At 66.5% G+C, this 26,805-nt stretch carries 24 protein-coding genes; 14 read left to right on the top strand and 10 right to left on the bottom strand.

Going from position 1 to position 26,805, the window contains the following annotated elements:
* The first annotated feature begins 31 nt into the window (after window positions 1–31).
* Entirely contained in the window at window positions 32–2,173 is a 2,142-nt protein-coding gene (locus L324_RS42335) for an ATP-binding protein (protein WP_051173894.1), read from the top strand.
* Here the strand turns inward: L324_RS42335 and L324_RS13660 are convergent.
* Together L324_RS13660 and L324_RS42795 are read right to left on the bottom strand one after the other, a co-directional pair.
* Window positions 2,147–3,208: a HesA/MoeB/ThiF family protein gene (locus L324_RS13660; protein ID WP_051173893.1), complete on the bottom strand. Its 1,062-nt coding sequence runs from the start codon at window positions 3,206–3,208 to the stop codon at window positions 2,147–2,149. The genes L324_RS42335 and L324_RS13660 overlap by 27 nt on opposite strands.
* A 17-nt stretch (window positions 3,209–3,225) precedes the next feature.
* Window positions 3,226–3,396: a hypothetical protein gene (locus L324_RS42795; protein ID WP_161780855.1), complete on the bottom strand. Its 171-nt coding sequence runs from the start codon at window positions 3,394–3,396 to the stop codon at window positions 3,226–3,228.
* Window positions 3,397–3,636: 240 nt separating this feature from the next.
* Between L324_RS42795 and L324_RS13655 the strand changes: the two genes are divergently transcribed.
* A complete protein-coding gene (locus L324_RS13655) occupies window positions 3,637–7,941 on the top strand; it encodes a BTAD domain-containing putative transcriptional regulator (RefSeq protein WP_037307003.1) in 4,305 nt (1,434 codons plus the stop codon).
* A gap of 276 nt (window positions 7,942–8,217) precedes the next feature.
* Here the strand turns inward: L324_RS13655 and L324_RS40945 are convergent, their stop codons facing one another.
* Window positions 8,218–9,315, bottom strand: a complete 1,098-nt coding sequence (locus L324_RS40945; protein WP_051173892.1) for a hypothetical protein — start codon at window positions 9,313–9,315, stop codon at window positions 8,218–8,220.
* A gap of 343 nt (window positions 9,316–9,658) precedes the next feature.
* Between L324_RS40945 and L324_RS13645 the strand changes: the two genes are divergently transcribed.
* The 6 genes from L324_RS13645 (at window position 9,659) to L324_RS13625 (ending at window position 14,329) form a co-directional block, all read left to right on the top strand.
* Window positions 9,659–11,314: a hypothetical protein gene (locus tag L324_RS13645; protein ID WP_037307001.1), complete on the top strand. Its 1,656-nt coding sequence runs from the start codon at window positions 9,659–9,661 to the stop codon at window positions 11,312–11,314.
* A gap of 309 nt (window positions 11,315–11,623) precedes the next feature.
* Window positions 11,624–12,445, top strand: a complete 822-nt coding sequence (locus L324_RS13640; protein ID WP_051173891.1) for a hypothetical protein — start codon at window positions 11,624–11,626, stop codon at window positions 12,443–12,445.
* The gene (locus L324_RS44440) at window positions 12,397–12,762 is read left to right on the top strand and encodes a DUF8548 family protein (protein ID WP_499698310.1); all 366 of its coding nucleotides are present in this window, start codon (window positions 12,397–12,399) and stop codon (window positions 12,760–12,762) included. Before L324_RS13640 ends, L324_RS44440 begins: the two co-directional genes overlap by 49 nt.
* A gap of 418 nt (window positions 12,763–13,180) precedes the next feature.
* On the top strand, window positions 13,181–13,492 hold the full coding sequence (locus L324_RS42330; RefSeq protein ID WP_152546844.1) for a hypothetical protein: 312 nt from the start codon (window positions 13,181–13,183) through the stop codon (window positions 13,490–13,492).
* A gap of 208 nt (window positions 13,493–13,700) precedes the next feature.
* Entirely contained in the window at window positions 13,701–14,015 is a 315-nt protein-coding gene (locus tag L324_RS13630; protein WP_152546843.1) for a hypothetical protein, read from the top strand.
* Window positions 14,000–14,329, top strand: a complete 330-nt coding sequence (locus L324_RS13625) for a hypothetical protein (protein ID WP_152546842.1) — start codon at window positions 14,000–14,002, stop codon at window positions 14,327–14,329. The genes L324_RS13630 and L324_RS13625 overlap by 16 nt, the downstream gene beginning before the upstream one ends.
* A gap of 183 nt (window positions 14,330–14,512) precedes the next feature.
* Here the strand turns inward: L324_RS13625 and L324_RS13620 are convergent, their stop codons facing one another.
* Window positions 14,513–15,265 (bottom strand): hypothetical protein, encoded by a 753-nt coding sequence (locus tag L324_RS13620; RefSeq protein WP_152546841.1) that lies wholly within the window; start codon window positions 15,263–15,265, stop codon window positions 14,513–14,515.
* Between the two features lie 510 nt (window positions 15,266–15,775).
* Here L324_RS13620 and L324_RS13615 point away from each other — a divergent pair.
* Entirely contained in the window at window positions 15,776–15,976 is a 201-nt protein-coding gene (locus tag L324_RS13615; RefSeq protein ID WP_037306992.1) for a hypothetical protein, read from the top strand.
* A gap of 1 nt (window position 15,977) precedes the next feature.
* Here the strand turns inward: L324_RS13615 and L324_RS13610 are convergent, their stop codons facing one another.
* Entirely contained in the window at window positions 15,978–16,508 is a 531-nt protein-coding gene (locus L324_RS13610; protein WP_037306990.1) for a hypothetical protein, read from the bottom strand.
* Between the two features lie 505 nt (window positions 16,509–17,013).
* Between L324_RS13610 and L324_RS41625 the strand changes: the two genes are divergently transcribed.
* From L324_RS41625 to L324_RS13585, 4 genes are all read left to right on the top strand, one after another.
* Entirely contained in the window at window positions 17,014–19,035 is a 2,022-nt protein-coding gene (locus L324_RS41625; RefSeq protein WP_235783522.1) for a pentapeptide repeat-containing protein, read from the top strand.
* A 183-nt stretch (window positions 19,036–19,218) separates the two neighbouring features.
* A complete protein-coding gene (locus L324_RS13595) occupies window positions 19,219–20,043 on the top strand; it encodes a hypothetical protein (protein WP_037306986.1) in 825 nt (274 codons plus the stop codon).
* A gap of 387 nt (window positions 20,044–20,430) precedes the next feature.
* Window positions 20,431–20,691 (top strand): hypothetical protein, encoded by a 261-nt coding sequence (locus L324_RS13590; protein ID WP_037306983.1) that lies wholly within the window; start codon window positions 20,431–20,433, stop codon window positions 20,689–20,691.
* A gap of 124 nt (window positions 20,692–20,815) precedes the next feature.
* A complete protein-coding gene (locus tag L324_RS13585; protein WP_037306981.1) occupies window positions 20,816–21,919 on the top strand; it encodes a hypothetical protein in 1,104 nt (367 codons plus the stop codon).
* 492 nt (window positions 21,920–22,411) lie between these two features.
* Here the strand turns inward: L324_RS13585 and L324_RS13580 are convergent, their stop codons facing one another.
* Window positions 22,412–23,197, bottom strand: coding sequence for a hypothetical protein (locus L324_RS13580; protein ID WP_152546840.1), 786 nt, complete (start codon window positions 23,195–23,197; stop codon window positions 22,412–22,414).
* A gap of 168 nt (window positions 23,198–23,365) precedes the next feature.
* Here L324_RS13580 and L324_RS13575 point away from each other — a divergent pair, with 168 nt between their 5' ends.
* Complete coding sequence (locus L324_RS13575; RefSeq protein ID WP_037306976.1) at window positions 23,366–23,584, top strand: hypothetical protein; 219 nt, start codon at window positions 23,366–23,368, stop codon at window positions 23,582–23,584.
* Window positions 23,585–23,651: 67 nt separating this feature from the next.
* On the opposite strand, the gene L324_RS44280 is transcribed toward L324_RS13575, so the two are convergent.
* From L324_RS44280 to L324_RS13550, 4 genes are all read right to left on the bottom strand, one after another.
* Entirely contained in the window at window positions 23,652–24,236 is a 585-nt protein-coding gene (locus L324_RS44280; protein ID WP_438938453.1) for a helix-turn-helix transcriptional regulator, read from the bottom strand.
* Window positions 24,229–24,849, bottom strand: coding sequence for an RNA polymerase sigma factor (locus L324_RS13565; RefSeq protein ID WP_037306975.1), 621 nt, complete (start codon window positions 24,847–24,849; stop codon window positions 24,229–24,231). The genes L324_RS44280 and L324_RS13565 overlap by 8 nt, the downstream gene beginning before the upstream one ends.
* A 413-nt stretch (window positions 24,850–25,262) precedes the next feature.
* Window positions 25,263–25,538 (bottom strand): hypothetical protein, encoded by a 276-nt coding sequence (locus L324_RS13555; RefSeq protein ID WP_037306972.1) that lies wholly within the window; start codon window positions 25,536–25,538, stop codon window positions 25,263–25,265.
* Window positions 25,535–26,803: a tyrosine-type recombinase/integrase gene (locus tag L324_RS13550; RefSeq protein ID WP_037306970.1), complete on the bottom strand. Its 1,269-nt coding sequence runs from the start codon at window positions 26,801–26,803 to the stop codon at window positions 25,535–25,537. The genes L324_RS13555 and L324_RS13550 overlap by 4 nt, the downstream gene beginning before the upstream one ends.
* Between the last annotated feature and the right edge of the window lie 2 nt (window positions 26,804–26,805).

Here is a 26,805-nt window from a genome sequence, read left to right as displayed (position 1 = left end):
TTGCGCAATTCGGGTGGTGAGGGCGGTCCGGATGCCGGAGAACGCGGTCCTGTTGTCAAAACTCGAACTCATGACGGACTTCGGCGAGGTGCACAACGAGGTCGACGCCGTCATCGGGCGGGTGGTGCAGGCAGACTCGATCGGTCGGGTCGTGATGCCCGCCCCGGCGACGCCACCGGTCCCGCAGCAGCTTCCCGCCCGTGTGCGGGACTTCGCGGGACGTCGGCAGGAGACCGCCGCACTGAGGCGGCATCTACCGGAGCCTGGTGACGGTGCGGGAACCGGGACCGTGCTGGTGCTGCACGGAACGCCCGGCGTCGGCAAGTCCACGCTGGCGGTCTGGTGGGCGCACGAGGTCAAGTACGAGTTCCCCGACGGCGTGCTCTTCGCCGACCTGCGTGGCTTCGGGCCCGGCTCGCCCGCCACGCCGGGCACCGTGCTGTCCGGGTTCCTGGCCGCCATGGGTGTGCCGAACGCGGACGTCCCCGCCGACATCGACGCCCAGACCGGGCTGTTCAGATCGCTGCTGGCGGACCGCAGGACGCTGGTGCTGCTGGACAACGCCGCTAGCGCTGAGCAGGTCCGGCCGTTGCTGCCGGCCGCGCCTGAGTGCCTCGTCCTGATCACCAGCCGCAAGACGTTGCGCGGGCTGTCGGTGGGAAACGGCGCCGTGGACATCCCGATCGGGCTGTTCGATACCGACGAGGCGTTCGAGCTCGTCGCGGGCATCATCGGCACGGAGCACGCGGCACGGGAGCGCACGTCCGTCGAGGAACTGGTGGAGATCTGCGCACGGCTGCCGCTGGCGTTGCGCATCGCGGCTACGCACGTAGCGTCGAACCGGTTCGTCGAGGTGACGGACGTGGTGCGTGAGATCAGGGTCGGCCTGGGCGCGCTCGACCGGTCCGGCGATGAACGCAGTGCGATCACACAAGTGTTCGGCTGGTCCTACCGGCAACTGTCCCCGCCACAGGCGAGGGTGTTCCGGCTGCTCGGCTCGCAGCCGGCGGTGGAGTTCGGGCCGCACGCCGCCGCGGCGCTCGACGGCGGCGGTCTCGACAAGGTGGCCGGCCTGCTGGAGAAGCTCGCCGACGAGCACCTCCTCGATCAGGTCGGGCGGCAGCGCTACCGCCTGCATGACCTCCTGCACGCGTACGCGGCCTCCCGCACAGCCGACGAGCACGACGGTCCTGAGGCGTTGACGCGCTTGCTGACCTGGTACGCGTGGGCCGCGAACAAGGCTGACGAGATCGTCTTCCCGGGACAGGCGCGGCTGGCGATCTCGGTCGGGCGGGTCGCCGCCCCGTTGCCGTTCACCACGCGCGCGGACGCGCTGGAATGGTTGACCGTCGAGCACGCCAGTTTGGTGGCGGTCCGGCGGCTGGCGGTCGAACAGGAGCTGCCAGCGGTCGTCGTGCTTCTTGCCGGCGCGGCTCGGCACCTGCCGTTGCGGGGGCGGTCGCTGTGGCGGGATCGGCTCGACGCCGAGCACGACGGGCTGCGCGCGGCACGATCAGCGGGTGATGCGGCGGCGGAGGCGTTCTTGCAGGTCCGCAGGGGCAATACCTACCGGATCGTAGGCGAGTACCTGGCCGCGAACGCCGACTTCCGGTCGGTGCTGGAGCTCACCGAAGACCCGGAGCGGCGGTACGAGGCGTTGTGCGGGCTCGGTTCCGACGGCAGAGACCGCGGCCGCCCCGCCGACGCTTTGCCGTTCTACGAGGCGGCCCTGCCGGTCGCCCGGCAGACCGGGGACCTACTGGCCGAGGCGACGGTCGTGTGCAACCTCGGTCAGCTCCACGCTGCCCTGGGCCGGTTCGACCTGGCGATGACGTTCTCGCAGCAGGAACTGGCGTTGCGCGCAAAGGCCGACGACGACATCGGCGTGGCGTACGCGCAGGTCAACGTCGCCGTAGCGCATCAGGGCCTCGGCAACGACACCGTCGCGATCGAGTTGTGCGAACGTGCTCTGACCGTCGAGGGTGCCTCGATGGCGGACCGCGCGACCGCTCTGAAGGTCATGGCGTTCTCGCAGGCACGCACCGGACGCACATCGGCCGCCTCGCGCTGTCTGCGCGAAGCGGCCGAGTTGCTGACCCTCCTCGGCGACGAACGAGCCGCCGAACTCGCGGAGCGGGCGTACGAGCTAGAGACAGGCAGGGCAGCTGGCTGACGGGGCCGGGAGGATCTCGCTGCGCCAGTTCACCAGGTTCAGCCGGTACTCCCGGTTGTGCGGCAACGACGGTACGCCGGTCAGCAGCCTCATGGCCAGGTGCGCGACGGCGAACCCCGCGGAGGCGGAGGTCACCGGGCTCGCGGCCTGGAAGGGGGGCACCTCGCCCGGCCACTCGGTGATCTCCACCTCGTCCGGTGCGGCCTTGGTGCACCGGTAACAGGGCCCGGAACCGGGACGGTAGGCGCCGGCCATCAGCATCGGCCCGTGGTAGCCGCCGTACACCCAGGGTGTGCCGGTGGCGAGACACGCGCCGTTGGCCCAGTCGCGGATCTGCTTTGGCGCGTCCGCTGCCATGACGAGCAGGTCGTAGTCGTTCACGAGGCGCCGCAACTGCTCCGGTCCTTCGATGGCGGCCTGTTCGGCGGTGATCTCGACGTCCTCGTTGTGCGCCCGAAGGTGCCGTGTGGCTGCCACGACCTTCGGGGCCTTGATGTCCCGGTAGGTGTACAGGCACTGCCGGGCGAGGTTCGAGAGCTCGACGACGTCCGGGTCCATCAGGTGCAGGCTGCCGATCCCCGACAGGGTCAGGGCCAGCGCCGATCCGCAGCCGACGCCGCCGACGCCGATCTGGAGGACGGCGGCCTCGCGCAACACGTCCTGAACCTCCCAGAACCCACGCCTGGGAGTGCGGTCCATCCACCGCCACGCCGACTGCGACCGCGAGTAGTACTCACGCTGGCGCGGGTCGAGTCTGGGCTCGGGCGCGCCGGCGTCGTACAGGTGACCCTCGCGGTAGAGAGTGCGGAGGGCGGTGCGCACGTCCGCCGCCTCATACGCGGGGAACCGGTGGACCATGGCCGCAACGACCTGGTCCACCGTGCGCTTCCCGTCAAGCAGCAGCAGCAACGCCCACCACCAGCCATCCGGGTCCTTGATCGCACCCGCGATATCCAGCACGGTGCCGCCGATCTGCACCTTGTCCTCGCCGATGCGGAACGGGAGGTGTTCGGGCTTGACGCAAGGACGTCGCACGGCTCTGCTCCTCCCGCTCAGCTGTTCGGGTCGTTCTTGTGGCAGCGGACCACCAGATCGCGCTCCTCGCGGAGGATCTCGATGATCATCTGCGCCCGCCTGCCCTTCGGCTGGAACGCGGAGAGAGATGCCCGCGGGTGCAGGTCCTCCTCCTCAGCGAGCGGCGCGTGCAGTCCGAGCCTGTTCATGCGGTGTCTCCCCATCCCTGTGTGGTGCTGACGGGGACGACGATCCGGATCAACCCGGACAAAATCTGGGACGGCGAATCGGACAGAAACCCGGACAGGCCGCAGGACAGCGCAGGTCAGACCGCGGTTCAAGCTTTTTCAACTTCCTGCGGACCTACAGGAACAGGCACGGGGTCTCACCGGTACGACTCATGCGGACTGACATAATCGGATATCGGTCCCACGCCGCAGGAGGACTTGATGGAGGTACGGCTGCTCGGCAAGGTGGGCGTCTACCTCCACGACGGAGAGCGCCCCCTGCCCTCATCTGGCCCGCGTTGCGTGCTCGCGGCTCTCGCTTTGAACCCCGGCAAGCCGGTGCCTGCGGACAGGCTCGTGAACTGCGTCTGGTTGCCCAGCAAGCAGACGGACAGTTCGCTGGAGACGTTGGCCAGGTACGCAGGCCACGTTGACAAGGCGATCCGAGAGGCAGGTGGAGACCCCAAGTCGCTCGAGTACGACAGTCGAGACCGCACCTACACCCTGAACGTCGCCCCTTCGGAGGTCGACTACCACCAGTTCGGCGAGCTTTACGCCGAGGCGCGGCAGCGACAGATCCCCGAGCTCTTCGACCGAGCCGCAGCGCTGTGGAAAGGCGAGCCGCTGGCCGACGTCGAGGGCTCGTGGGCCGGGAACCGCCGACTCGACCTCCAGAACGAGTTCCGCAGGTTCCAGCACGAACGCTTCCAGGCGCTGATCAAGGCAGGCCAGGCGGATCGCGTGTTCCGGGAGATCGTGGAACTGGTGGAGCACGCTCCCGAGGACGCGTTCCTCACCGACGGCGCGCTGGCCCTGGCCGAGCTCGACCGGCGCGCCGAGATCCCACCGTGGATCGAGAGGTTCACTCGGCTCTGCAATCAGATCAAGGAAGCACCGCCGCATCCTGAAGCAGTGGCCGAGGCTCGGCGTCTCAGCTCGTCGGTCCGCGGACTCGGCGGCAGCGATGGCGAGTTCAGCCAGGCTCTCATGCCCTACCGGCATGCCCGAACCGCACCGGAAGACGCTCCGGCCGCTGACAAAAGCACCTCGGCGTGGCACCTCGATCCCGCATTCCGGCGACACTGGGAACCCCGCAGCCGCGGCGTTGAGCGCGCATCACACGGCGGCTGGTACTTCACCGGGCGCAGTTCGGCGTTGCGCGAGCTCGTGGGTTCGCTGTCGATCTCAGCTTATCCTGCGTCACCTGTCGTCACCGTGGTAACAGGGTCACCGGGGTCCGGTAAGTCGGCTGTGTTGGCCCGCCTGGTCGTGACGACCTACGAGCACTACCGCGCCCAGATCCCCGCGAGCGTCCTCGACCAGGCACAACCCGGTACTGTCGCCGCGGTCGGCCAGGTCGCCGCCGCCGTTCACGCGGCGGGCAAGACTACCGCGCAGGTCGCCGCACAGATCGGCACATTTCTGGGTCTGCCGGACATCGGCGACCAGGACGACCTGATCGACGCGTTGCACGACCACACGTGGCCAGGCGCGGTGGTGCTCGACGCACTCGACGAGGCCGTGCACCCGCGGGAGCTGGCCAGGGAACTCCTCGCCCCTCTGATCCGAAACGGGCAAGGAACGGGGCTCCGAATGATCATCGGAACGCGCCGGGAGCTTCGCGCCCACCTTCGCACCGCGCAGCAGGAGATCGACCTCGACAAGGCCGAATACTTCTCCGCCACTGATGTCAGCGACTACATCGCCGCCTATCTGCTCGCGGACAGCGACCCTACGTTCACGACTCCCTACCGAGGCCGTCCAGAGTTGGCGACCACGATCGCACAAGAGGCTGCGGCGAAAGCCGGTAAGAGTTTCCTGATCGCGCAACTGGTCGCGCTGGATCTGGTACAGCGACCGACCGTCGTGGGCGCGGACACCGTGGCGTTCCCCAGCACCGTGTCGGACGCCATGGAGCGCTACCTGGCATCGGCAGGTGAAGCGATGCACCGGCGCGGGATTCTGTCCTTCACTCCGGAGGCGTGCACGAGCTGGGTGCGCGATCTGCTGCGCCCGTTGGCGTTCAGCCACGGCGACGGTTTACCGAATGACGACGTCTGGGCCGAACTGGCCACCCGCTTGGGGGTGGGCACGTACTCGGCACAGGACGTGCGGAAGCTGCGGGACGACACCCCGGCCGCCGCGCTGCTGCGCGCTGTCGAAGCGGCTGGCCTGACCTCGTGGTCGCTCTTCCACGAGGCCCTCGCCGAGTATCTCCGGCACGACGCGATTCGGCTGGTGGGCAACGAGAGTGACATTCACAGATCCTTTGTGGACATTCTGCTGAGCAATGTCGACTCCATGCCGACAGGGCAGCGCGACTGGAGCACCAGCGACAGCTACACCCGCACAAACCTCGCGGAGCACGCGACACGCGCACGACGACTCGACGAACTGGTCGTGGACCCCGGCTTCCTGCTCGCCACCGACAGGGACCGCATCCTCCCGTTGTTGACCGAGGTCGCAACGGAGAAGGCGCTTGCGGCAGCCCACGTCTACGAGTTGGCAGGACGTGAAGCCTCGGACGGCACGGCCGTCGACTCCGCCACGATGCTCACGCTCACCGCGCGACTGCACGGAGTCGACTGGCTGGCGGACGCCGTGCGTGAACTTCAGGCGGTGAAGTGGGACGTCCCATGGACCCAATGGCTGCCACCCGGCAGACACCGTCGTCTGCCGGACCACAGCAGTGCGACGACCGCTGTCACCATGGGTGCCTTCGCAGGCATCACCGTCGTCGTCACGGGTGCCGCGGACGGCACGATCCGACTATGGGAACTCGGCACCAGCGAGATGGTCGGCGATCCGCTGGTCGGCCATACCAAGTCGGTGACCTCGCTCGTGTGCGGACAACTCGACGATCGCGCGGTCGTGATCAGCGCGTCCCTCGACGGCAGCGTTCGAATCTGGGACGCCATGACAGGCCAGCAAATCGGCGACCCGCTCACCGAGCACACCGGTCCCGTGCACGCCGTCGCGCTCGGCGTCATCAACGGCCAGCAGGTAGCGGTCAGCGGCGGAGCCGACGGTGACCTTCGAGTCTGGGACATTACCGCGGGCGCGCCGCTGGGCGAACCTCTTCCAGGCCACGCCGGCGGGGTGAACGCGGTCATCTTCACCGAATTGAACAGCCGCGCGGTCGCGATCAGCGGCGGAGCCGACGGAGCCGTCCGGCTCTGGGACCTGTGTGACCGCACGGCTCTCGGCGAGCCGCTAGAAGACCACACGGGCACTGTCAACGCGGTGGCCGTGGCAAGGCACCTCGGCGATGTCGTGGTGATCAGCGGCGCGACGGACCACAAAATCCGGCTGTGGCGACTCGGCTCCGCGCAGGTCAAGGCCGAGGTACTTACCGGTCACGATGGCTGGATCAACGCATTCGCGGTGACTACGCTCGACTCCGTTCCCGTCGTGGTCTCCGTCAGCAACGACCGCACCGTCCGCGTCTGGGACGTCCTCACCGGTGCGGCACTGTCTACGCCGCGAACCGGTCACCGGCTCAAGGCCACCGGCGTGACCACCACCGTGCTCAACGGCAGAGCGACCGCGATCACCACCAGCACCGACAGGTCAGTACGCCTGTGGGACCTGACAGCGCGAACGACCAAGCGTAGCTACCGCACCGTGCATACCGGTGGCATCAACGCGATTGCCACCGACGGCTCGAACATGGCCATCACGGTCAGCAACGACCGCACGGCGCAAGTGTGGCATCTGACGACCGGCGCGCCCTTCGGCACAGCGATAAAGAGCCATGGTTCCTTCCAGTCGGTGGCCGTGGCCACACGAACACTCGGCGCCCTCCTGGTCACCGGCAACCGGGACGGCGCCGTTGAGACCTGGGACCTGACCAGCAGGACCGCGCTCGTGAAGGTTCCGGCCGCGCACGTGGGAAAAGTGAACGGAGTCGCTGTGATCGAGATCAGTGGGACTGAGTGCATCGCCTCCGGCGGTGACGACAAAGCACTGCGGATCTGGCGAACGTCGGACGGCAAACAGGTCGGCGAATATCTGAAGATCCACAAGGGCGCGATCAACGCCCTGGCGACGGCGACGGTGGCGGGCATCCCCTTGGCCGTGACCGCCAGCAACGATCGGACCGTCAGAGCCTGGGACCTGCGCACAGGCGACCAGTTCGGCCACGACCTGACAGACCATGGTGACTGGATCCGCGCCGTGGGCGTGGCCGAGGTCAATGGCCGAATTCTCATCGTGAGCGGTTGCAACGACCGCATTGTGAGGGTCTGGGACCTCACGACCGGCGCACTGCGCCACCGCTTGGAAGGCCACACCGGCTCCATCACCTCAGTGGCAACCGGAGTCGTGCACGGACACGCCACCCTCGCGACGGTGGCGAACGACGGCACATTGCGTCTCTGGGACCAGCTGTGGCGCACTGGCGGCGTCCCGATCGTCATCGACGTGGGCAGCCCCATCCAGAGCGTCGCCATCACCTCCACAGGCGCGGTCGTCATCGCCGGTCCCGCCGGGGTTGCTTGCCTGGCACCGGACAGTATTAGGAAATGACCCAGGCGACCGTTTTGCGCAGTCCGATTGCTTGTTGCCTGTCATTGACGCCGACGCGGCAAGCAGGACCGGTCACGCCCCACGCGGCAAGCCAGAGACCTCTCCGCAAATAGCCGGAGGTTCGGCGTACAGCACCGGCGCTGCCACCCGTCACTGAGATCGGGACGGCGGCCGTGACAATAGGAGTGGCGAGCGCCAACCATCCGCGAGCTCAATCGTCGAGGCGCTAACTCTGCTGACGCTTGCCAGCAAGTCGGCCCTCTACATGACTGCCGATCATCGAGTCGACCTTTCCGCGCCTACCTCGATGTGGTTCGCACTATCTGCGGCAACGAGCTGTCGTACCTCCTGGTGGCGCGTAAGCAGAGGAGCCATACTCGCGAATCGCGTGGCGTAGTCGGCGTCGCCGACCAGTGCTTCCTGTGCACCGCGCCAAGCACTCATCGCGCTCGTGAACCGTTCCCGAACTGGCTCCGATACACCCGGCAGGTACCTGTCGATAAGCAGCTGATGTAGCGGCTGCGGCAGGCTGTTCTGGCGCACAGGTGGCATAAGTCCGGGAATGGCATCGCGGCGGGCCTCCACTTTGCGGCGTAACAGGTCGAGCGGGCTTGGCCCAAGCCGCGAACGCTCGGCTTTGCGGCGTTCGTGCTCGATCCGCACCTCGCCGACCTCAGCGAGCAGGCTCGGTTCGACGCCGTCGCACAGGGTGTCGACCGGTAGCTCGATACACTGGGTCGCGGCGATCGCCGATGGGCGGATGGCCAAAGAGATCGAACCGGGTGACTCGAAAACGTTGAGATATCGGACGACGTCGGCGCCGCCGAGGTCGTCTTGGCTCAGGCTCGCCGCGTTCTCGGTGTTCTCGTCTCGCCAACCCCGCTCCACCGCCAGGTCTCTGGCTCGGAGTGCGACGCGGTACAGGAAGAACTGGGCGCCGCCGTCGTCCTGGTCATCCATCCGGCGCAGCATCGACTCGATCGCCGCTTCGTACGTGCCAACATGCAGTGCCTGATTCTCATGACGGGCACGGGCGCCCGCCCCCGCTCCCGCCGGCATGTGTTCCCGGTACGCCTCGAGGGTCGCGGCCGGCATCGTGCGGCTCCCAAAGGGCCAGTCGGAATACGTGCTGGTGTGATACCAGGCAACGACGGTGAGGTAGCCGTCGTCGAGGACCGGGTCGTCGGCGTTGCGCAGCGTCATCACGGCTCGCCCGAAGTGGATGTCGGCGCCACATCCGCGGCACGCGATGTGCGCCTGGTTGACTTCCTGGTGGTAGTCGGTGCTGGTGAGCGGGGTGATCGCCGGGCAGGCCGAGCACGCCATGTTGAAGTCGTAGTTAAACGTCACCGGTCTCTCAGCGAGGTCGCGCATGGCTCATTCTGCCTGTTGCGCGGTTTGCACGGCGGAGGTGGCATGGACGTGGGCAGGTCGGTGCTACTTGATCTCATCGGTGCATCTCGTTGACCAGCGATCGCCACGTCGGAACCGCCGACGTCCTGCCCGAACACCCAGACAGCACCGACCTGATCATCGGCGAACCCGAATCACAGGTTCATGGCTCACCGCCCCACGAAGTCCTCGATCACCTCGCCCGGCACAGGATCCCCGTGACCGCCTAACATCTGGCCCGAAACACGGGGAGCAGCGGTCCGTCCGGCGTGTCAGACGACTGCTTCTGCCGCCGCGGCGGCGGCGTAGATGGTGTGATCGGCAGATGGCATCGTCGGATACGTCACTGGAGACCGAGTTCGCGCCGGTCGGCACCCACCAGGATTGGTGGCCTCACGAGGCGATGAAGTCGATCACTCCCTATCCCACGCAGTGGGTGAAGATCGCCGAGTTGACACCCGGCCCGGCGTCAGACGTGCGTCAGTGTGCCCTGATCCCTCTGGCGGATGTGCCCGACGAGCTGGCGCGTACGCACTCACGAGTCTTCCTCGTCGGACAGGTGGAGATTTCCGAAAGCCGCGGCTTCCACAGCGGGCTGCTCGACCTGTTCGGCGGCCGCGCCGAGTTCTTCTGCCACCTGCGCTGGGTGGCCTCCGTGACGGAGCCGTCCGTCGAGTGGGCGTGGCCGTTCCTCTGGTACTGGCGCGCAGTCCGCCGAGGTAACAGCTGGATCTACCTTGACTCCGCCGGACGTGACGTCGAGCTGGCCCGTGTGCGCGTCCAAGGCCAGGACGACTACTGCGTCGAGGTCCAAGCGATGGCACTGCGCAACTACCTTCACACCCGCGGCATGGCCATGCTCCTCGCCATTCAGATCAATCAGGACCACCCCGAAGCACCATCGGTCACCACCGAAGAACACACCATGCGGTGTGACTGGGCCTCCATGGAGTTCCAGACCTACGACTACGACGGCGATCGCGCCCACGGCAAGCTCGTCGCGGCCAGCTCCCTGCACGGCCAATACGTGATCCTTCCCGCGCAGAACGCGCCCGGGCCCGCGTGGTGCAGCGACGAGGAACCCGCCGACTACCCAGCCTTCACCTACGACACCGATGCCTCCACCGGAGGCCCGCTCACCGTGGAGCCCACCCCCGCCAACGTCGGAATCGACGGCAGCCCCGGCCCGCACTTCGGGACACGGGTGTACTTCCAACCCCAGGTCCTCGACCGCTACCTCAGCGAACCACGCCGCTACACCGTCACCGCAAGCCGGATCAACTGCCTCAACGTGTGGGGCCTCTCGATCGGGCGAAGCTCCGACGGACTCGTCGAAGTTGACCTCTACGACCTTTCACGAATGCCCACGCCGGAGTGGAGCCATTGGAAGAGCCACAACGTCCCGCCCTCCGGTGGCGAACCCGACTCCGGAAAGCGCGAACGAGAGCGCCTCAACAGAATCGCGTCGAGCCCTGACACCGTCCGAGATCTGCGAACCGCGGTCGCTCGTGCCAACGACGCCGCTCAACGCCACCAGAACTGGCCACTATGGCGGCCACTCGCTGAACCCACAGCCACCGAATGGCAAACCCTGCACGCACCAGTCGTCGACGACATGAGCGCGCTTCTGAGCCCGCTGCTGACCTTGTCGAAGGTGCTGGTCGACAGTCTCGACGAGGTCCGGATCAAAGGTGCGCTGTCCACACCACCGAAAAATCCTTCGACACGGACCCTGGGCCTGCTCCAGCTCTACCTCACCGAGCACGGCGGCACGCCAGACGCCGTCAAGCCTCTGAGGGACCTCCAGCGGCTTCGATCGAAGGGCGGCTTCGCCCACTACGGAGGCGGAGCCGTCCAACTCGAGATCTCGACGATAGCGCCGGGACTGCACACACCCGCCGAGATCTTCGACTACCTCTGTCACAACATCATTCAAGCGCTCGCCTCGATCACCGAAACACTCACGGCAGCGGGACCATAGGACCGGACCGAATACCAGCACGTCTGCGTGCCGCGACCGGCCACTACACAGCGACCGGTGACAGCTGGACAACGGTCACCGCGACGGCGTAACGCGAAGCCCTTCGGTCGCCGACCGAGTGGGGGCGCAACTTGTCGTCATCAGGCGCAGCAGGAGGTCAGCATGCGGCTCACACTGAACGGCGACCACTTCGACCTCGACCAAGCCACCGTGGAAGCCCGCCTTCGAGGACAGACGCCGGAGCCGGTCCAGGTTCACTGGGTCGAGATCTAAGAAACCCGCTTCCCCGTCAAGCAAGCCCTCGAAACCGTGCTCGGGATCAGCCGCGCCACCTTCACCTCACACACCGCCCGCTACCAGTTCGACAGGCTCGGATTCCCCACCAGCACAGCAAACACCGTTGGCAGGCCGCCACGACCACCAGCAAGAAACGAACCCACCACGACGGAACATCGACCGACGGTCGAGGAGGCAGGAGCCGCGTTCGCAACCCTGGTCGCGTTCCTCCGCACGGGCCCGCTCACCACCGGCATCAGCACACTCGAACACAACCTGCTCAACGCCGACCGCACCACCGCGGCCGACATCACCGCGGCCGCCGGCCTGACCGAAGAACTGCTACACGCTGCACTGACCGTCCGCCGCGACGTCGGCAGGGTCAGCGACGTCATCCACGCCACCGTCATCACCCTCGCCCTGCCCCACATCCTCGAGGACGATGAAATCGTCTCCAACCGGCCCTCCCTCGGCCCAGGCAACGACCAGTCACGCCCGTTCGACCTCGAGACCAACAAACGAGTCGCGGAGTTCAAAGTCGCCGTCTGGTCCGGCGGCAACATGATGCGCAAACGCGGCCTTACCAAGGATCTCGTCCACCTCGCCCTAAATGATGACGAACGCCGCCCTGAACTCTGGGTCGCAGGAACCGAGCCGATCAAATTCCTGCGCACCAGCAGCAGCTCAGTCAGTGGTCTGCTCTCACGATCTTCACGCCACCAACGCGCTCGCTTCGAAGCCCGCTACGGAACCACGGACATCCCGCTCCGCGACTTCGTCACCGAACACGCTTCCCACGTCCAACTCTGCAACATCGCGGACGCGCTTCCTGCTCTCGCCGAGGCATTCCTCTGACATGCGCCCCCGGGATCTCACGTTTCACACTTCGCGTAGCGGCCGGCGCCGACGAACAGGTGAAGCCGGACCGGAAGGTGCTGCGGTGGCTGGGTCTAACAGTCGGGTGCCACGTCGATGTCCTAGTCGCGCGACAGCTGCTCTCTGAGGCCGCAGCCGCGCTGGGCCGGACCCCCTGGGAACTCGACCACGCCATCTGGAAAGCACCTGAACCGACGAAACGAACCTTGAACGTTCTCGGAGGTTGGTCCCACTCAACCCGGTGTAGCGCGACTGCGCCGCCGCCGACGCCGCACACGACCAGCTCCCCGGCGTAACACGCCGAGTCCACGGCCAGTGGGCATGTGTCACGGTCTGCACCGAGGTGTACGCGGATCTGCCGAACGACACATTCCTTGCGCCGCAGCGCTACTGTGCTCGTCATGCAGAAGCGCACCCTCGCTTGGCTGGCGGCGGCGCGCTGGTTGCCTTCACGTGGCGGAACCTGACCCGTTCTCGTGGTCGGCGCCACTGCCGGGAATGCGGCGGACGCGGGGCGACCGTCGTCGAGGCGACTCACGCCGACGTCCTGGACGTTCACCTGTGCAGAGCCTGCGATGTGCTTGACACCGGTCGGGTCGGTCAACAGGTCGATCGTTCTCCGAACCTTCGATGAGCCTGGCGAGGCAACATGCCCGTAGCCAGGTCACCGAAAGACCAGGCCGCGATGAGGGCACTCTCGCTACAGTCGGTTTCGTGACGACTACTCCAGCTGCGCCCGGCCCGAACGACCGTGAGAGCGACCGTGAGGTCGCGGATGCGCTGGCCAGGTTCGTCAGCCACGAGGCCGATGAGCTGGAAAACCATGCCACTGCCGACGAGATGGCCGCGTGGCCACGTTCCGAGAAGATCGCCAGCGCTCAACTCATGGCACTCCAGGCGATCCACAGCGAGTTGCGCCACGGTCACGACCAGGCCGCCCTGCAGCTCGAGGCACTGACCAAACACACCAAGGCGCTCGCCGAGCACAACCAAGATGCTCGCCGAGCACGCCGACGCGATGGATAGCTTGCGCGCCGCCTTGGACGGCCATGCCGATGCCGTCAGCCGGATGCCTCGCGGCTGAGCGGATGCTGAAGCGGGGACCTCGGCACCCCGCTTCGTTTCCCTCGCCGTGGGCGATTCACCGCGTCCGGGGCGGCCGGTGTCAAGCAGGGCTGGTGCTGTCCAGTTTTTGTCATGTACTGCCGGGCCGCGTTCGCCGACGATGATCAGCATGACCACCTCGACGGCAGGCCGGTACGCGGTGTGGGCAATCGCGATGGACGCGTGGTGCTGCCGCCTGCAAGTTCCCTTGGATCCCTACGACGAGGTATGCGGGAAGCTGGAAACCGCCGCGCGCATACGGGATATGCCGATCACGGCCGCGGTGCGGGGCAGCGCCGGCGACGTCACCGAAATCATGTTGTTACGGGATCCGAGCGCGCTGTTCGGGACGCCGGACGTGTCCCGCTACGAGGATCTGGTGGACCTGCTCACGGCGGCGACCGGCTGGCGCCGCCGCCCGCCAAACCGATGCCGGGGCTTGTGATCCCGCTCGGCCTGCGCCGCGGCTACCACCCCGACGCGCCGGTGCACCCGGCACGTCCCACCCGCCTCCGGCTCGTCGACGACGTCCCCGGGACCCGCGCCTGGCCGGTCCGGTTGTGCTCGGTGCGGATCCTGCGCGACAGCGACGCCCGGTGGCATCACGAGCCGGGCCTGCTCGTCCACGCCAAAGCCGCCGACCGGATCCCCGGCGTGGCCAAGCTCGCCGCCGACCTGGGCCTGGAAAGGTTCGTCGTCACCGGCAACGACATGACCGCGGCGTGCCAGGTCCGCGCCCCCGCAGGGACTGCGGCATAGTCCCCAGGCGACACGGGTCTTAGCAGCCGGGCTCCGGTCGGCCGAGCAATCCGGCACGCGTCCGCGGTGCGGCAATGGGGCGCCCCGCGAGGACGGCGGTCAGGCTGAACCGTCGTGGCCGTCCGGCGGGGCGGTGAAGCTCGCGGCGATCTCGCCCACGGGTCATCGCCGCTACTCAACCCCTCAGGCATCGTCGGCTTGGTCAAGGGCTTCGCCGATCGCGGTCAGCACGGCACGGTAGGCGGGTTTCTCGAACCCGTCCGGCAGGAGCTTGAAGCTGTGGAGGTGGGCGTCGCTCGGGCCGCTGTACCCCTGGATCTTGCCATCGGCGTATCTGCTGGGGTCCGGCCGGACGTCCAGCAGGCCGAGGCGGTTGAGCATGATGTGCGCCTCGTAGGCGTCGCGGCCCAGGCCATAGCGCAGGAGGCGCTCGCGGCCCTCGATCTTCACCTCGTCGGTGAGGGCACCGAGCGAGGCGATCATCAGGACGAACGCGAGCTCGGTGTCCTCGAGGCAGTGGACCCAGCCCTGGGTGAAGAACGAGACCGGGAGCCCGAAGGCTGCCTTGTCATCGGCCTTCGGCAGCCGGTAGACGTCGTTGGGTCCCTGGTCGCGTCGGCCCCCTTCATCCATCAGCTCGAAGGCCTCGTACTTGTTCGAACCGGCGTCGATGTTGGGCAGCGCGACCAGTTCCTCCTGGTGGAGACGGTCGAGTGTCGCGTGGAGCTGGCGGCGCTTCTTCGCGGCAACGGTCATGTAGACGTTGCCGCTGGTGTCCTGCGAGGGCGAGGCGAGCAGGTCATCCCACCCGGTGTCGTCGTGGGTTCCCCGTAGTGGGCGTTTGCTGACCGGGTGCGAGTCGGCCCTGGCCGCTGAGGTCTGGGCCTCGAACAGCGCGGTCAGGTAGAACCGCAGTGCGGCACCCCGCGGGCTCATGATCCGGGTGGACGGGGGCCGAAGGGACGGGGGCGGAAGCGAGCGGTCCGAGAATTCCCCCGGGGCGGGCTCACTCCGGCGGACGAACCGTCGTCGGATGAGCACGGTGGTCAGCTTTGGCTTCCTCGCCCCGAGGCTTGCCATGTTGTCGGTGGCCTGAGCGATCGACTTGCGCATGGTCTGAAGCCGGATCAGTCGACGTCCGAGCTGGACACGTTCCGCTGCATTCGGACTACGAGGTGTGAGAAGGAAAAAATCTTCCAAGATCTTTCTCCTTGCTGAAATGAACGTCTTGACCCGCCAGAAAGCCCGCTGTTCGTATGGTCATCGGCTACCTGGCTCACTGGCGGATCAAGACGTATCCCCACTCTACACCCACCTGCCCGCGAACCTGTGCAAGATGATGTCGAAGGCCAGCGCAGAGCAGGTTTTCGAGGAAATGGGCGGCCCCCGGCTGGTACCCGGAGGCCGCCCGGAGAACTCCACGACCCGCAACAGGAAGTAGGGCTCATGACCACAGTACGGCCTTCGGGCAGCTCGCAGACCCCGTCGGGCGGAGATGCCCCCAACCGGCGGCTGCCGCTGCGCTGGCTGGTGATCGGCGTCATCTCCGCCCTCGCGGCCGCCTCGGCGTACGCGGCGTCCGGCCAGTCCGCTGCCATCCTCGTCGCGGTCGGCGTCGCCGCCGCACTGCACAAGATGATCGACTAACTCACCAGCCGCAGGGAAGCGAGGCGCCGGCGTGGGCACTCGCCTCCCTGCGGCCCCGGTCGTCCTGGCCGCCCGCGCCTTGCTGCGGAGGCTGAGGCCGTCGACGGACTCGCGGTCGTTCCACGCGCGCCTCTGTCATGCCGCCGTCGAGCATGAGGGAGTTGCGCAGCGACTTCTCGACCACCTCGGCCGGGATTTCCAAGATCGCATCGGCGTCGCGGATTCTGGCACCAAGGAGGCCCGCTACCCGGCCGGGTGCCTGCTCAACGAACCAGCCAAGCGCGTGGCCGGTCTGGGGCATGAGGCTGATCTGGCCGTTCGTGGAGGTCGTGCGCTGATAGCGCTGCAACTCCCACAGCACGCCCTGCTCGATCATCCAGGCCAGGTCATAGACGGGGATGGCGGCGTCGGCGTTGACAGTCGCGACCCAGCCGAGTTGTTGGGCCAGGTCCTTCGCCGCGGGCTCGTTTCGGAAGGGCCGGGCCCAGCGTCGACGGCCGGCGGGCTGTTCCCACAGCTCTCGCAGCAGCATGCCGGTGAGCCTGTCCCACAGGTTCCGCAGCGCCGGGGAGAGCGGCCGTGGCGCTGCCGGGGTCGCGGCGGCGTTGTTCGAGCCAGTCGGTGACGACGGGACGGGGCCAGCGTTTGCGGCCGCCATCGCTGGCCTGGGGCGCGGGGATGGCGGCTTCGTCGCGGGCGATGTAGGCGCGCAGGGTCGAGGCGGCGATCCCGGCCTCGGCCGCGAACTCGTCCACCTCGAGCAGCCCGGTCTCGGCCAGCTCGGGCGCGTTTAGCGTCACCACGCTCTGCTCCAGCGCCAGGGCGCCGGGTCGGTCGGCGCGGTGCAACGCGGTGACCGAGCAGGGGCAGCCCGCCGACTGGTTCACCAAGGCGGTTGACTAGTTCGACCGATCCGGGGGCTCGGGTGATAGAACAGCACGATGTCAGGACCATCTTCGGCGACCAATTGGCTTGATCGTGACCCACCCTGGCCGACTTGCCAGGCGCGAAATGGCTCCGACGTATCATGTCCTGGGGTGAAAGTCTCTGGGTTTGAGCAGTGCCTGGCACACCTTCATCGCGATCAACTCCAGGAGTTTCTAAGCACTCTTGGGCCGGGTGCGGATCTCGACGCACGTGGCACCACGTTCAACGAAGACCTGCTTGCACAAATTGCCCAAGTTTTCGCCGCGCCTTCTCCCGACGCGCCAGCGGGCGGCATACGATTCGGCTCTCTAGACTGCGCCCGCGCACATTTTGTCGAGAAAGTTTGGCTTCCCGACGTAACCTTTACTGGATCAGTCAATTTTGCTTCCGCACGTTTCGACAAGGATGTGCGGATTGTTAACGCACAATTCGATGGGCAGGTAAGTTTCTGCAACGCCACATTCGATGGATTAACTGATATTCAATTCGCGTATTTTAGTAGACTCCCAGACTTCGACGACACCCGCTTCAATGGCGAAGCCAGGTTTGATCACACGAACTTTGTTAGTGGTGCCACCTTTCAGCACGCCCGATTCGGCGGGGACACAACGTTCACTGGCGCTCGAACTGAGGACGGGGACATAGACTTCGAGGACGTCTGGTTTGGTGGAAATAGCACGTTTCGAGACGTCCGATTCCTCGGTGGTGCAATCTTTTCAGATGTGTGGTTTAGTGGACTTGCTTTGTTTGAAGGCTCCCAATTCGAAAAATATACAGGCTTTATTGGTGCACGTTTTGACCATGCCGCCGAGTTTAGAAACGCGCAGTTCGGTAGCGGAGTCCGATTCGACCACGCCAAGTTCAATGGATACCTCGATTTTGCCCAGGTACACGTTGCGAGGAAGGCTACATTTACCGGTGGTAGGTTTGAGGTCGCCTCCAAGCTAGGTCCGTTAAGTGCGGGAGAGCTTGTTCTCGACGATGTGATACTTTCTCGATCCGCCGTCGTGGAGGTCGATGCTGACTGGGTCTCTTGCGATGGCGCCCGGTTCGAAGACGGGGTGGCATTGCGCCTGCGTCATGCAGTCGTCAGTCTCCAGCGCGTGTTTTTCGGGGGGCCGTCGTCCTTGCAGGGGCAAGTGCACTCCTTCCCCCAGGTTAACCGTCCGACCATCCCGCAAGCCGAGAACGCGCCCACATCGCAGAAGGGTGGCACCATCTATCGAGAGGCGCCGCGAAGTGGCGTGGGTTTCCAACTAGTCGGTCAATGGGAGCCTAGCCTGGTGTCCTTGCAGGCGACCGACGTATCCGAACTGATATTGACCGATGTCGACCTGCGGTGGTGCAGATTCGCCGGTGCCCACCACCTCGACAAACTCCGTATCGAGGGACAGAGCCATTTCCACCGTCCGCCATCTGGCTGGCAAACGGGGTGGGCGTGGCCATCGGTTTGGCGATGGACCCGCCGCGACGTTCTCGCTGAGGAGCATGATTGGCGTTGCAAGAAGCCCGGCGCCAAGGCCAAGACGGTCGGCTGGCAGCCGCATCCACTCAGCGATGACGATAGCCATCTCGACATCGGTTCGCAACGGCTGGCCGCAGTTTATCGATCGCTGCGAAAAGCCTTGGAGGATGGCAAAGATGAGGCTGGAGCCGGCGACTTCTACTATGGCGAGATGGAAGCCCGTCGGCACGGCGGTCCTTTCCGTGACAGAGTCGTACTTACGGCTTATTGGCTGGTTTCTGGATACGGGCAGCGAGCATTCCGCGCCGTCACCGCACTCGCCGTCCTCGTTGCAACCATCACCATCCTGTTAATGAGCTTCGGGCTACCCGCAGTAAACTCTTCCCAGCAAATCACCGGCGTTCTGCCGCAGGGTGCCGCAGCCTCACCTCAAACTGTCACCTTGCAAGTCAACGAGTCCCCACTTGCGTTGCCCGCAATTGGCCAGCGATGGACCTGGGATCGGGCAGGTAAGGCAGTGCAGACCGCCATCGGCTCAGTGGTCTTTCGGGACGCCGGTCAGAAGCTCACTTCCACCGGGACCTGGACCGTGATGATGGGACGCTTCCTCGGCCCTCTGCTTATCGCGCTCGCGCTTCTCGCCATCCGCGCCAGGGTCAAACGCTGACAACTGGGTCGACGACGCTGGCCGACCGCCGACGCCCGCCTCGTCGATCTCGATGCCAGCGTCACCGAGATCGCTGAGCTGTCCGAGCTGACCCCGGCCGACGTCCCGTCGTCTCCGCAAGCTCGCCAACGACTCCCGACAGGCGTGCTCGCCAGCCGGATCGTTAACCTCGACACTGGTGCGATGACACGGGAACGCGGTGACGAGCAGGTCGCCTTCGCGGTCGTTGAGCGCGTCTTGGGTGCAAGAGTCGAGCCCTATGACCTGGGTGGTCGGCAGAACGTCGTCGACGGGCTGCTGCACTATCCCGACGGGCGCGAAGGCGTTCTGGAGATCTCCTCCATTGGCCCGCAGGCCGAGGCGGCGATCACAGCGGTCCTGGCCGATAGGACGAAGACGCGTTACACGGTGGACGGCTTACGCAGCACCTGGATCGTCACCGTGCCGCGAAACTTCCCGCCGAAAGATCTCAAAGGCATCGACGCGCTGCTGCTGATGTGCGAGAGGCACGACGTGCCCTCGCTGGATCAGCTGTACGGGGCCGCCCTGCTTGGGCAGATCAGCTCCGCAGTGACTGACGCCGTCGATGCCGGAGTCTCGGCCAATGTCGCCCGCAGCAGCACCGGGCGGCCACCGGAGGTCTGGGTTCTGGTCGATGGCGTCGGTGGGCTCGCCGATGGTGGCGAACGGCTCCTGCCAGGCGAACTCGCGATCCACCTGGAGTCGCCGACGATGCAGTCGAAGCTGACCAAGCTCGGCAAGGACGGCCACAATGACCGGCACCTGTTCTTGTGGGTGCGGATGTCGGCGTTCAGCTACGCGGTGACCGACAACCTCTACTTCGGTGGCCCGCTCCCGAGCGAAGCACCGGATCTCCCCGGCGGATTGACCCAACTATGGCTGGCCGGCGGCTACAGCGCCGGAGGTGTCGTGCGGGCTATCCACGGCGATCGCTGGGTTCGCGAGCATCCGTACAACAACTCGCCCGGCACCAGCGGCGACAGCTGACCAACCCGGCGCGATCAACCGGGGCGGCATTCGAGTACCCCGGAACGGGCCACTCGTCTGAGTGTCCCTTGGTTAGGGGTGTAGTGCTCGGTTGCCCCGCCCCGTAGGCATGACTGGCAATATTCGCATGGGTTCTCGCAGACCACCGCGCCACCAGCGACGTTGACGGATCTCTCTATTGCTGCTGAATGCTGAATGCCTTCGACACCGTCGGGCACCTTGCACTGGTAGAGCGGCTCCGACGCTTCGCCGAGGCGGCAGCGCGGCCGTGGACCTGCTCTGCACCGCGCTGGCCGCCGAGTGCCGGGCGCATGGTTCGCTGCTGAGTTGAGAGTCCCTTGAGGCCGGATGACTTCTTCGTCGACCGAACCGAACCGCTCTGGCCGGATGTTCTGGGATCCCGGCGCGTCGACGAGGACTGCTGGACCTGCGTCGAGGGGGGGTCCGCTCGACGACCACGACGATGTCGATGCGGCGGTCGGCCTTGCCCGTCTCGTCCACGACGCGTTGGAGAGGTTCGGCACAGGCGGCGGAGTAGAGCTGGACGAGCAGGAGATCCGGGTTGCGCTGATCGTGCTCAACGCGGCGATCCGCCGCTTCGGAATCACGACCTTCGAGCTGCCCCTTCCGCGACTTCGAAACCTCTAAGGGGCTTTGGAAACGGCGACTGATCTTGTCAACAGTTTGGCCGCGGTGACTAGGGTCTGCGCACGGGGCGAGCAGTTGCTCGGATTCGAGACAACGGAATTCGGGCCTGCGGCGTTGAAGTGTTATGTCTGAGGTCCTGTACAAGCCGGCGGTCAACCCTCCCGAGCGAGTGCTCCATCATGCGCTCCTCTATCGCGACGGTATTGCGACGCTCGCGCCGGACGATGATCCCCTCGCGCATCTCGATACACGGGTGCGGTGCGCGCACGAGGCAGGCCTGTACCGGCCGTTGCCCACGGGCAGCCTCTGGCGGAACCCCAGAGTTCTCGATGCCCTGCAGGAGAAGTCGTACCACGCGGTCGTCCAGGATGAAGTTCGCGAACTCGTGCTGCGAGGCAAGTTCGAGCCGCGATGGGGGCAGACTTACGACTGCTGGATGGGCAAGGACCGCCTCGTGGCGGGGGACATCCGAGCGCGCGATGCCAGGGATCAGGCCGCAGCCCTCGTCGACAGCGCCACGGTCCGTATCGGTGTCGTTCAAGCCGCCTGGACCGGTGGGTGTTACGTGAGCGGATGGGACTTTTACCCGGTCATGTGTTCAGGTTCGAGACCCTTGACTAGCGTCGACCGCGAGGTGATGGTGCGTACCGCTAACATCCTCTCGGAGCTTGAGAACGAGAGCGGCACAGCGCCGATGTTCGTAGCGTGCTTCGGCCCTGAGTTGGTAGACGTAGACCGATGGATCGGTAGCGAGGGCCGCAACGACGTCCTGCTAAATGTCGACGTCGGCAGGATCCTCCCCGACCCGCGCCCCGGTATCGACACCGCGGCGCTGATCAGGTTCCGGCAGAAGTACGACGACGAGCGCCGACGCCTGATCGTGGCCGTCGAACGTCTCGTAGAGCAGTTGACGCAGACGTATTCGGAACCGAGACACGTCGAGCGCGCTGTTCGGCGCGAGATCTCCGACGCCCTGGCCGACATGTGTTCGGCGGGCCGATCGGTGCTGCGCGGATGGTCCAAGAGACTGGTCTCCGTCGTCATCGCGACCGGGAGCACCGCTACGGCCATGGTGGCGTCCGGCACATCTCCTGTGCTCACGGTGTTGGGCTCGGTCGGTGCCGGCATTGCCGTCAACAAGGCAAGCGAACCGATCCAGAACTACCTGCGCAACCCGAGGAGCGATACCTACCGCTATCTGCACCGGATCGGCGCGGCCCAGGCCTAACCCGGCTATGGCGTACTACTGACGCGAAGAAACGCCCGTACTCGCGAACGAGGGTGATCGCGGATGGGGATGAACGCCCGGGAGGCAGCTCGCCGAAAGCCCCGCCAGCTTGGACGGCGCGCGAGCCACCTGGCGCTGCCTCGTCCGCTAGCTTGCCCACGAACGCGATGGCAGCGAGGAAGACCTGATCCGTGACCCGGGACTACCTCCGGCTGCTCGACGACGAGATCGCCCGGCGGGTCGAAGCGGCGCGCGCTGGCCCCCGGTGCCGGGCGACGATGTAGAGCAACTTCAGGACTGTCCGGTCTGCGACCGGTCAGCGCTCGTCCCGGTGGGCGGCGGCGGCGACTAGGGCGTCGGCATCGCCGCGGGCACCTGTTTCGTCTGCGGATACCACCGCAGCTTTGCGCAGGCGGACCGCGAAGCCAGGACGATCACACTGAACTACATGAGGACTGGGGTCCAGGGCCTCGCCTCGGGGCGGCCGTGGGGTCACTCAGATGTTGGGCCTTGCCGGCGCCGGATCCGCACATCGAGCGGCTCTTTGGGTTCTTCCCGATACCAGCCGGAATGGTCAGACCACTGCCAGAAAGCCAGTTGGTACTGCGCGAACGGCTGCGCGACTGAGTTGTCGGCGTACGCGAGGGTTTGAAGCTCTTCCTGATCGCCTTGCTCGGCGAAGTACTCGGCGAGCCGTTGCCCCGCGTAGGCGTCACCGTCGTCGGTCTTCGCCCGCAGGTTGTCCACATCGCCGTTCTCGGCCAGCACGTCGACGACCAGCTCCGAAAGCACCATCGCATCTTCGGGGCCTTCGGGATCAAGCCACGCTTCCAGGGACTCGGCGCCGTACTCGCGGGCGAGGGTGTTGATCATCAAGGTCGCCAGCCGCGAATGAGGTGTGGCCTTCAGGACGGACACACCGGCGCCTTCCGCCGCCGGAGGGCTCACCGGTGCTTCATCGGCCGCGACCGCCTCTTGCAGGAGGCGGCTGAACCGGTCACATTCCTCCTCCACGAAGGCGGCGTTCGAGTCCCGGACGTTTCGGGCGAGAGCATCGACGATCATGAGAAGGTTCTCCGCGGGCGGAATTCGTGGAGCGCTGAACGCGCGCCGCACGGTCTCGGCCGAGATCTCGTGGTGATTCGACTCTTCGTTCTTGATCGCCTTCGCGATTCTGCTCAGGCTCAAGTGATGCGCCTTGCCGTGCAGCTCGTGGAGGGCATCGTTCAGGCGCTTCAGGGGTCCTTCACCGAGGACCGGTTGCGCTAGCCGTGGCATCGACTCCTCCTCCGATCGCCCCAGATCACCTCATCACTCTCCTCACCTTGCCTCATACCGCCCCGAACCTCACCACGGTCCGGGCACCGGGTGAAGGCTGAACGAGCACACCACCGCGGACCTCGCCCCTCCCCCGGAGGCGAGTCCCCCGGCCGAACGGAGATTCGTATGCCACTGCCCACCCCCGTCCTGATCGCGGCCGTCATCGCCCTCGGGATCCTGATCGCCTACGGGATGAAACTGAGCTTCCTCTTCCTGCTGCACCGCCGAGACGACACGGTCGGTCTTCGCGTCCAGACTGGTCTGTCAGGTGGAGCTCACCCCGGACACCGCCGCCCGCAGGACACCGGCTGCGCGTGCGGTGGCCGGGAATCGGGGTGGCGATAGGTGAAGCCCCCACGGGACGAGCGGACCGCGCCTGGTCCGCCCGCCCCGCAAGGGCAGTTCGCCTTTGTCAGAGGATCACGCCGGCACGCATCGCCAGCGCCACCATCTCAGCCCGGTCACCCGTGCCGAGCTTGCGCCCGATGCGGGAGAGGTGAGACTTCACCGTGAGAGCGGAGAGGCTGAGTTCCTCACCGATCTCCTTGTAGCTCTGGCCGTCGGCGACGAGCTGCAGCACCTCGACCTCGCGCGCGGAAAGCTCGCGCGGGGTGTTGTCGGTGCCGGCGACCCGGGTGCCGGTGGCCAGGACCGGTGCGAGGCTCGGGTCCGCGTAGGCGCCGCCCTCCAGTTCGGCGAGGTTGATAGCTACCTGGCCGGGCCCAAGGCTGACGCCCTCGCGTAGCGCGACAGACGTGTTCACTCGCACTGAATCGGTGCCCGTTTCCGCGCCCAGCGTCTGTACGCTTGATCCAGAGCGCGTCGCACGGCCGGACACCGCAGTCGCAGCAATGTTTGCATCGGTTGCCTCTGCGCTGGTCTCTCGAAAGCCATAGCCGTCGGCTCGCAGGCGTTCAAGCCCGCGCCCGACATCGAATTCGGCTTCGTAGCTCTCCGGCAACCGGGCGAGCCTGGCGTCCAGATCCTCGTCATTCATGCGAGCTCTCCCCCTTCCTGCGCGTTGACCGAGATAAGAACGCTTCGAGGGCTTGATGAGCACGCGACAGGTGGAAGCGGACGGTGTTCTTGTTGATTTCTAAGGCTTCGGCGATCTGGACCTCCGACATGCCCCTGAAGTACTTCATGCGCACGACCGCCCGCTGGCGGGGCGGAAGAGCTTCCAGGGCCACCGGGAGCATGTCGAGATCATCTCGCCGGGCGTGTTGATCGAGAACCCGGTCGAAGGCATCGCTGCTCGTTTCATCCACTTCCTCCATCCCCGCTTCAGGATGCGGCCGGTCGTTCCGGTCCGAGCTGTTCAGCCACCTCACCCACCGGTTGTGCACCACCGTGATGATGTACGTCCGTGGATGGGCGACGGACCCGTTGTTGCGCAGGCACTTCCCGATCGCCAGGAACGCCTCGTGGACAAGGTCCTCGGCCGTGAGCGCGTCAACACCCCGGACACGGAGGTAGTTGTAGCCCGCCCCTGCGTGCTCGGCGAACCAGTCCTCCAGCAAGGCTGCCGCCGGAGCGTCGAGCCGAGCTGCGACGTCCGGATCGGACCGGCGAGCCGACGCCGCCTGCGGATCATCGCTCGAGCGTCCCATTGCCCTGTTCCAACTGAAGCAGGTGCCCAGCCTGGTCGACCTGGGCCTGAACACTGTCCGGCTGACCATCGACGGGTCTGACGATCATCCTGAACCGGTCGGATTCCCGGTCGATCCACACGCCACCTCCGGTACCAAGTTGACGCAGGACCACTTCCGCCGTTGCCCGGTCCTCCTTCTCCCGCGCGAGGCGGTAGCGTCCCTTGATCCACTCATGGAGCGCGCCACAGCCATTCCTAAGACCCCGGAAAAGGCTCCCTATCGTGATCACACCGTTCTCCCAGATGTCCAGCCGCCGGGCGTTGTACCCCGCTGCCCTGTTAGAGCAAGGCGGGCCCATTTCTGTTTGGTTGACCGGAAAATACCTGGTCAGGGCGGGCGACGACATGAAGCCGGAAGCCGCGAGCGTACCTCTAGGCCTTGGTTGTGGCTCCGGCGAACCGGCGCGGATCGCTGTAGCGGCCAGACCTGCTCGGCGACCTGCCGGTGGGCGCCGCCGAGGTGCTGGGGCTCCCGGTGGTGGTGAGGTCGGTGGCGGCGACGGCCTGGTCGAGGACGCCGGCGACGTCGCGGTAGGACCTGACGTCGTAGCCGTTCTGCGGCTCGTCGCCGTCGCGGCCGTGGTGCCGCAGAGCGCGGGCGAGCGCGGGCAGCCCGGCCGCCGCCGGAGTACCAACAAGGGGGGTCATGATGGTTCCGCGTCCGGGCCTGCTCCGGTGAGGGATGGCAGTCCGCCGGCGATGAGCGCGCGAATGGTTTCGGCGAGCGGGGCGTAGACAGGGTCGGCGCCGTCGCAGCGGTCCAGCAGCGCGCTCAGGGTCGCGGCGATTTCGGCCACGACCGTGGCGGGGAGGCTGTCCCCGGTGTCGGCGATGCGGTGCAGTGCGGTCACGTGGCTGTGCGCGGTGATCGCCGCGCGGGTCACCGCGGCGGCACCGGACTGCACGGCGCCGCCGAGGGTGCCGCTGCCGGGCATGTGGATCTCGGCGCCGTAGGCGGCGGCGAGTTTGTGCGCGGCGGATTGGCCGGGCTGAAGACCGTCGTGGACGTAGATCTGGGTGGTGGTGATGCTGCGGTGCCGCAGCATCCGTCGAACTCGGTCGAGGGTGATGCCCAGCTCGTTGAGGGCACCGGAGGCCGCGGTGTGGCGCAAAGCGTGCAGGTTCAGGTCATCGGCGTTCGGGAGCCCTGCACGTCGGGCGAGACCGGCCAGCGCCATCGTCGCGCCCTGCTTGGTCCAGTGCTTCCCGGAGCTGGTAGCGAGCAGCGGCTCTTCCGGCGGCAGGGCGGCGAGGGTCTGCCGGGCGGCCCGGCAGTCGAGGTAGGCGTCGAGGACGATGGCGACCTGGGGCGGGATCGGGTCGGAGACGTCCCGGCTGTGGCCTTTGAGGTGATAGCGCAGGCGCCGGTGGCCGCCGTTGTGGTGGAGGCCGCCCGCGGCGGCGGCGAACACAGCGCCGCTGCGGATGCCGGTGGCCGCGAGCAGCCAGACCAGTGCGGCCAGCCGGAGCGCGAGTTCCCGTTTCGCGAGGTTGTCGCCGGCGGCCTCGACTTCCCGCATCGCCTGCCGGAGCAGCGTGCCGATCTCGGCGATGGTCAGGAACGGCGTGTCCGACTCGTCGGTCTTGGTCTGGGCTGGGCGCTGGGCGTCAGTGACCGGATCGGTGATCTCAACGCGACCGCGGCGCAGGTAGGTGTACCAGCCTCGGATGGCGGCCATCCGCTGGTTGATCACCGACGCCGAGGCGCCATCGAGCTTGAGTCCCAGCGTCCAGCTGTCAACGTCCGGAGTGCGCGCCCGCAGCGGATTCACCGAGGTGAGCTGGCAGTAGTCCAGCCAGCTGAGCAGGCCCCGGTAATAGGCCTCCGCCGTGTTCGGGGAATCGTCGTAGTGCCGGGCGAGCCAGAGAAGCGATAGGCCGCGCGGAGAATGCTCCTCCCCCGGCTGCGGCATCG

It is taken from the genome of Amycolatopsis orientalis DSM 40040 = KCTC 9412, assembly GCF_000478275.1.
Taxonomy (GTDB): Bacteria; Actinomycetota; Actinomycetes; order Mycobacteriales; family Pseudonocardiaceae; genus Amycolatopsis; species Amycolatopsis orientalis.
The sequence above is the reverse complement of the archived record's forward strand: the minus strand, read 5'-3'. Positions and strand labels throughout refer to the sequence as shown.

Bases quoted from the DNA above. Each gene is read 5' to 3' on its own strand.
- L324_RS42335 (WP_051173894.1), top strand. From the start codon at position 32: ATGCCGGAGAACGCGGTCCTGTTGTCAAAACTCGAACTCATGACGGAC.
- L324_RS42795 (WP_161780855.1), bottom strand. From the start codon at position 3,396: ATGAACAGGCTCGGACTGCACGCGCCGCTCGCTGAGGAGGAGGACCTG.
- L324_RS13655 (WP_037307003.1), top strand. From the start codon at position 3,637: ATGGAGGTACGGCTGCTCGGCAAGGTGGGCGTCTACCTCCACGACGGA.
- L324_RS40945 (WP_051173892.1), bottom strand. From the start codon at position 9,315: ATGCGCGACCTCGCTGAGAGACCGGTGACGTTTAACTACGACTTCAAC.
- L324_RS13645 (WP_037307001.1), top strand. From the start codon at position 9,659: ATGGCATCGTCGGATACGTCACTGGAGACCGAGTTCGCGCCGGTCGGC.
- L324_RS13630 (WP_152546843.1), top strand. From the start codon at position 13,701: ATGACCACCTCGACGGCAGGCCGGTACGCGGTGTGGGCAATCGCGATG.
- L324_RS13625 (WP_152546842.1), top strand. From the start codon at position 14,000: ATGCCGGGGCTTGTGATCCCGCTCGGCCTGCGCCGCGGCTACCACCCC.
- L324_RS13620 (WP_152546841.1), bottom strand. From the start codon at position 15,265: ATGAGCCCGCGGGGTGCCGCACTGCGGTTCTACCTGACCGCGCTGTTC.
- L324_RS13615 (WP_037306992.1), top strand. From the start codon at position 15,776: ATGACCACAGTACGGCCTTCGGGCAGCTCGCAGACCCCGTCGGGCGGA.
- L324_RS13610 (WP_037306990.1), bottom strand. From the start codon at position 16,508: ATGCTGCTGCGAGAGCTGTGGGAACAGCCCGCCGGCCGTCGACGCTGG.
- L324_RS13595 (WP_037306986.1), top strand. From the start codon at position 19,219: ATGACACGGGAACGCGGTGACGAGCAGGTCGCCTTCGCGGTCGTTGAG.
- L324_RS13590 (WP_037306983.1), top strand. From the start codon at position 20,431: ATGTTCTGGGATCCCGGCGCGTCGACGAGGACTGCTGGACCTGCGTCG.
- L324_RS13585 (WP_037306981.1), top strand. From the start codon at position 20,816: ATGTCTGAGGTCCTGTACAAGCCGGCGGTCAACCCTCCCGAGCGAGTG.
- L324_RS13580 (WP_152546840.1), bottom strand. From the start codon at position 23,197: ATGCCACGGCTAGCGCAACCGGTCCTCGGTGAAGGACCCCTGAAGCGC.
- L324_RS13575 (WP_037306976.1), top strand. From the start codon at position 23,366: ATGCCACTGCCCACCCCCGTCCTGATCGCGGCCGTCATCGCCCTCGGG.
- L324_RS44280 (WP_438938453.1), bottom strand. From the start codon at position 24,236: ATGAATGACGAGGATCTGGACGCCAGGCTCGCCCGGTTGCCGGAGAGC.
- L324_RS13565 (WP_037306975.1), bottom strand. From the start codon at position 24,849: ATGGGACGCTCGAGCGATGATCCGCAGGCGGCGTCGGCTCGCCGGTCC.
- L324_RS13555 (WP_037306972.1), bottom strand. From the start codon at position 25,538: ATGACCCCCCTTGTTGGTACTCCGGCGGCGGCCGGGCTGCCCGCGCTC.
- L324_RS13550 (WP_037306970.1), bottom strand. From the start codon at position 26,803: ATGCCGCAGCCGGGGGAGGAGCATTCTCCGCGCGGCCTATCGCTTCTC.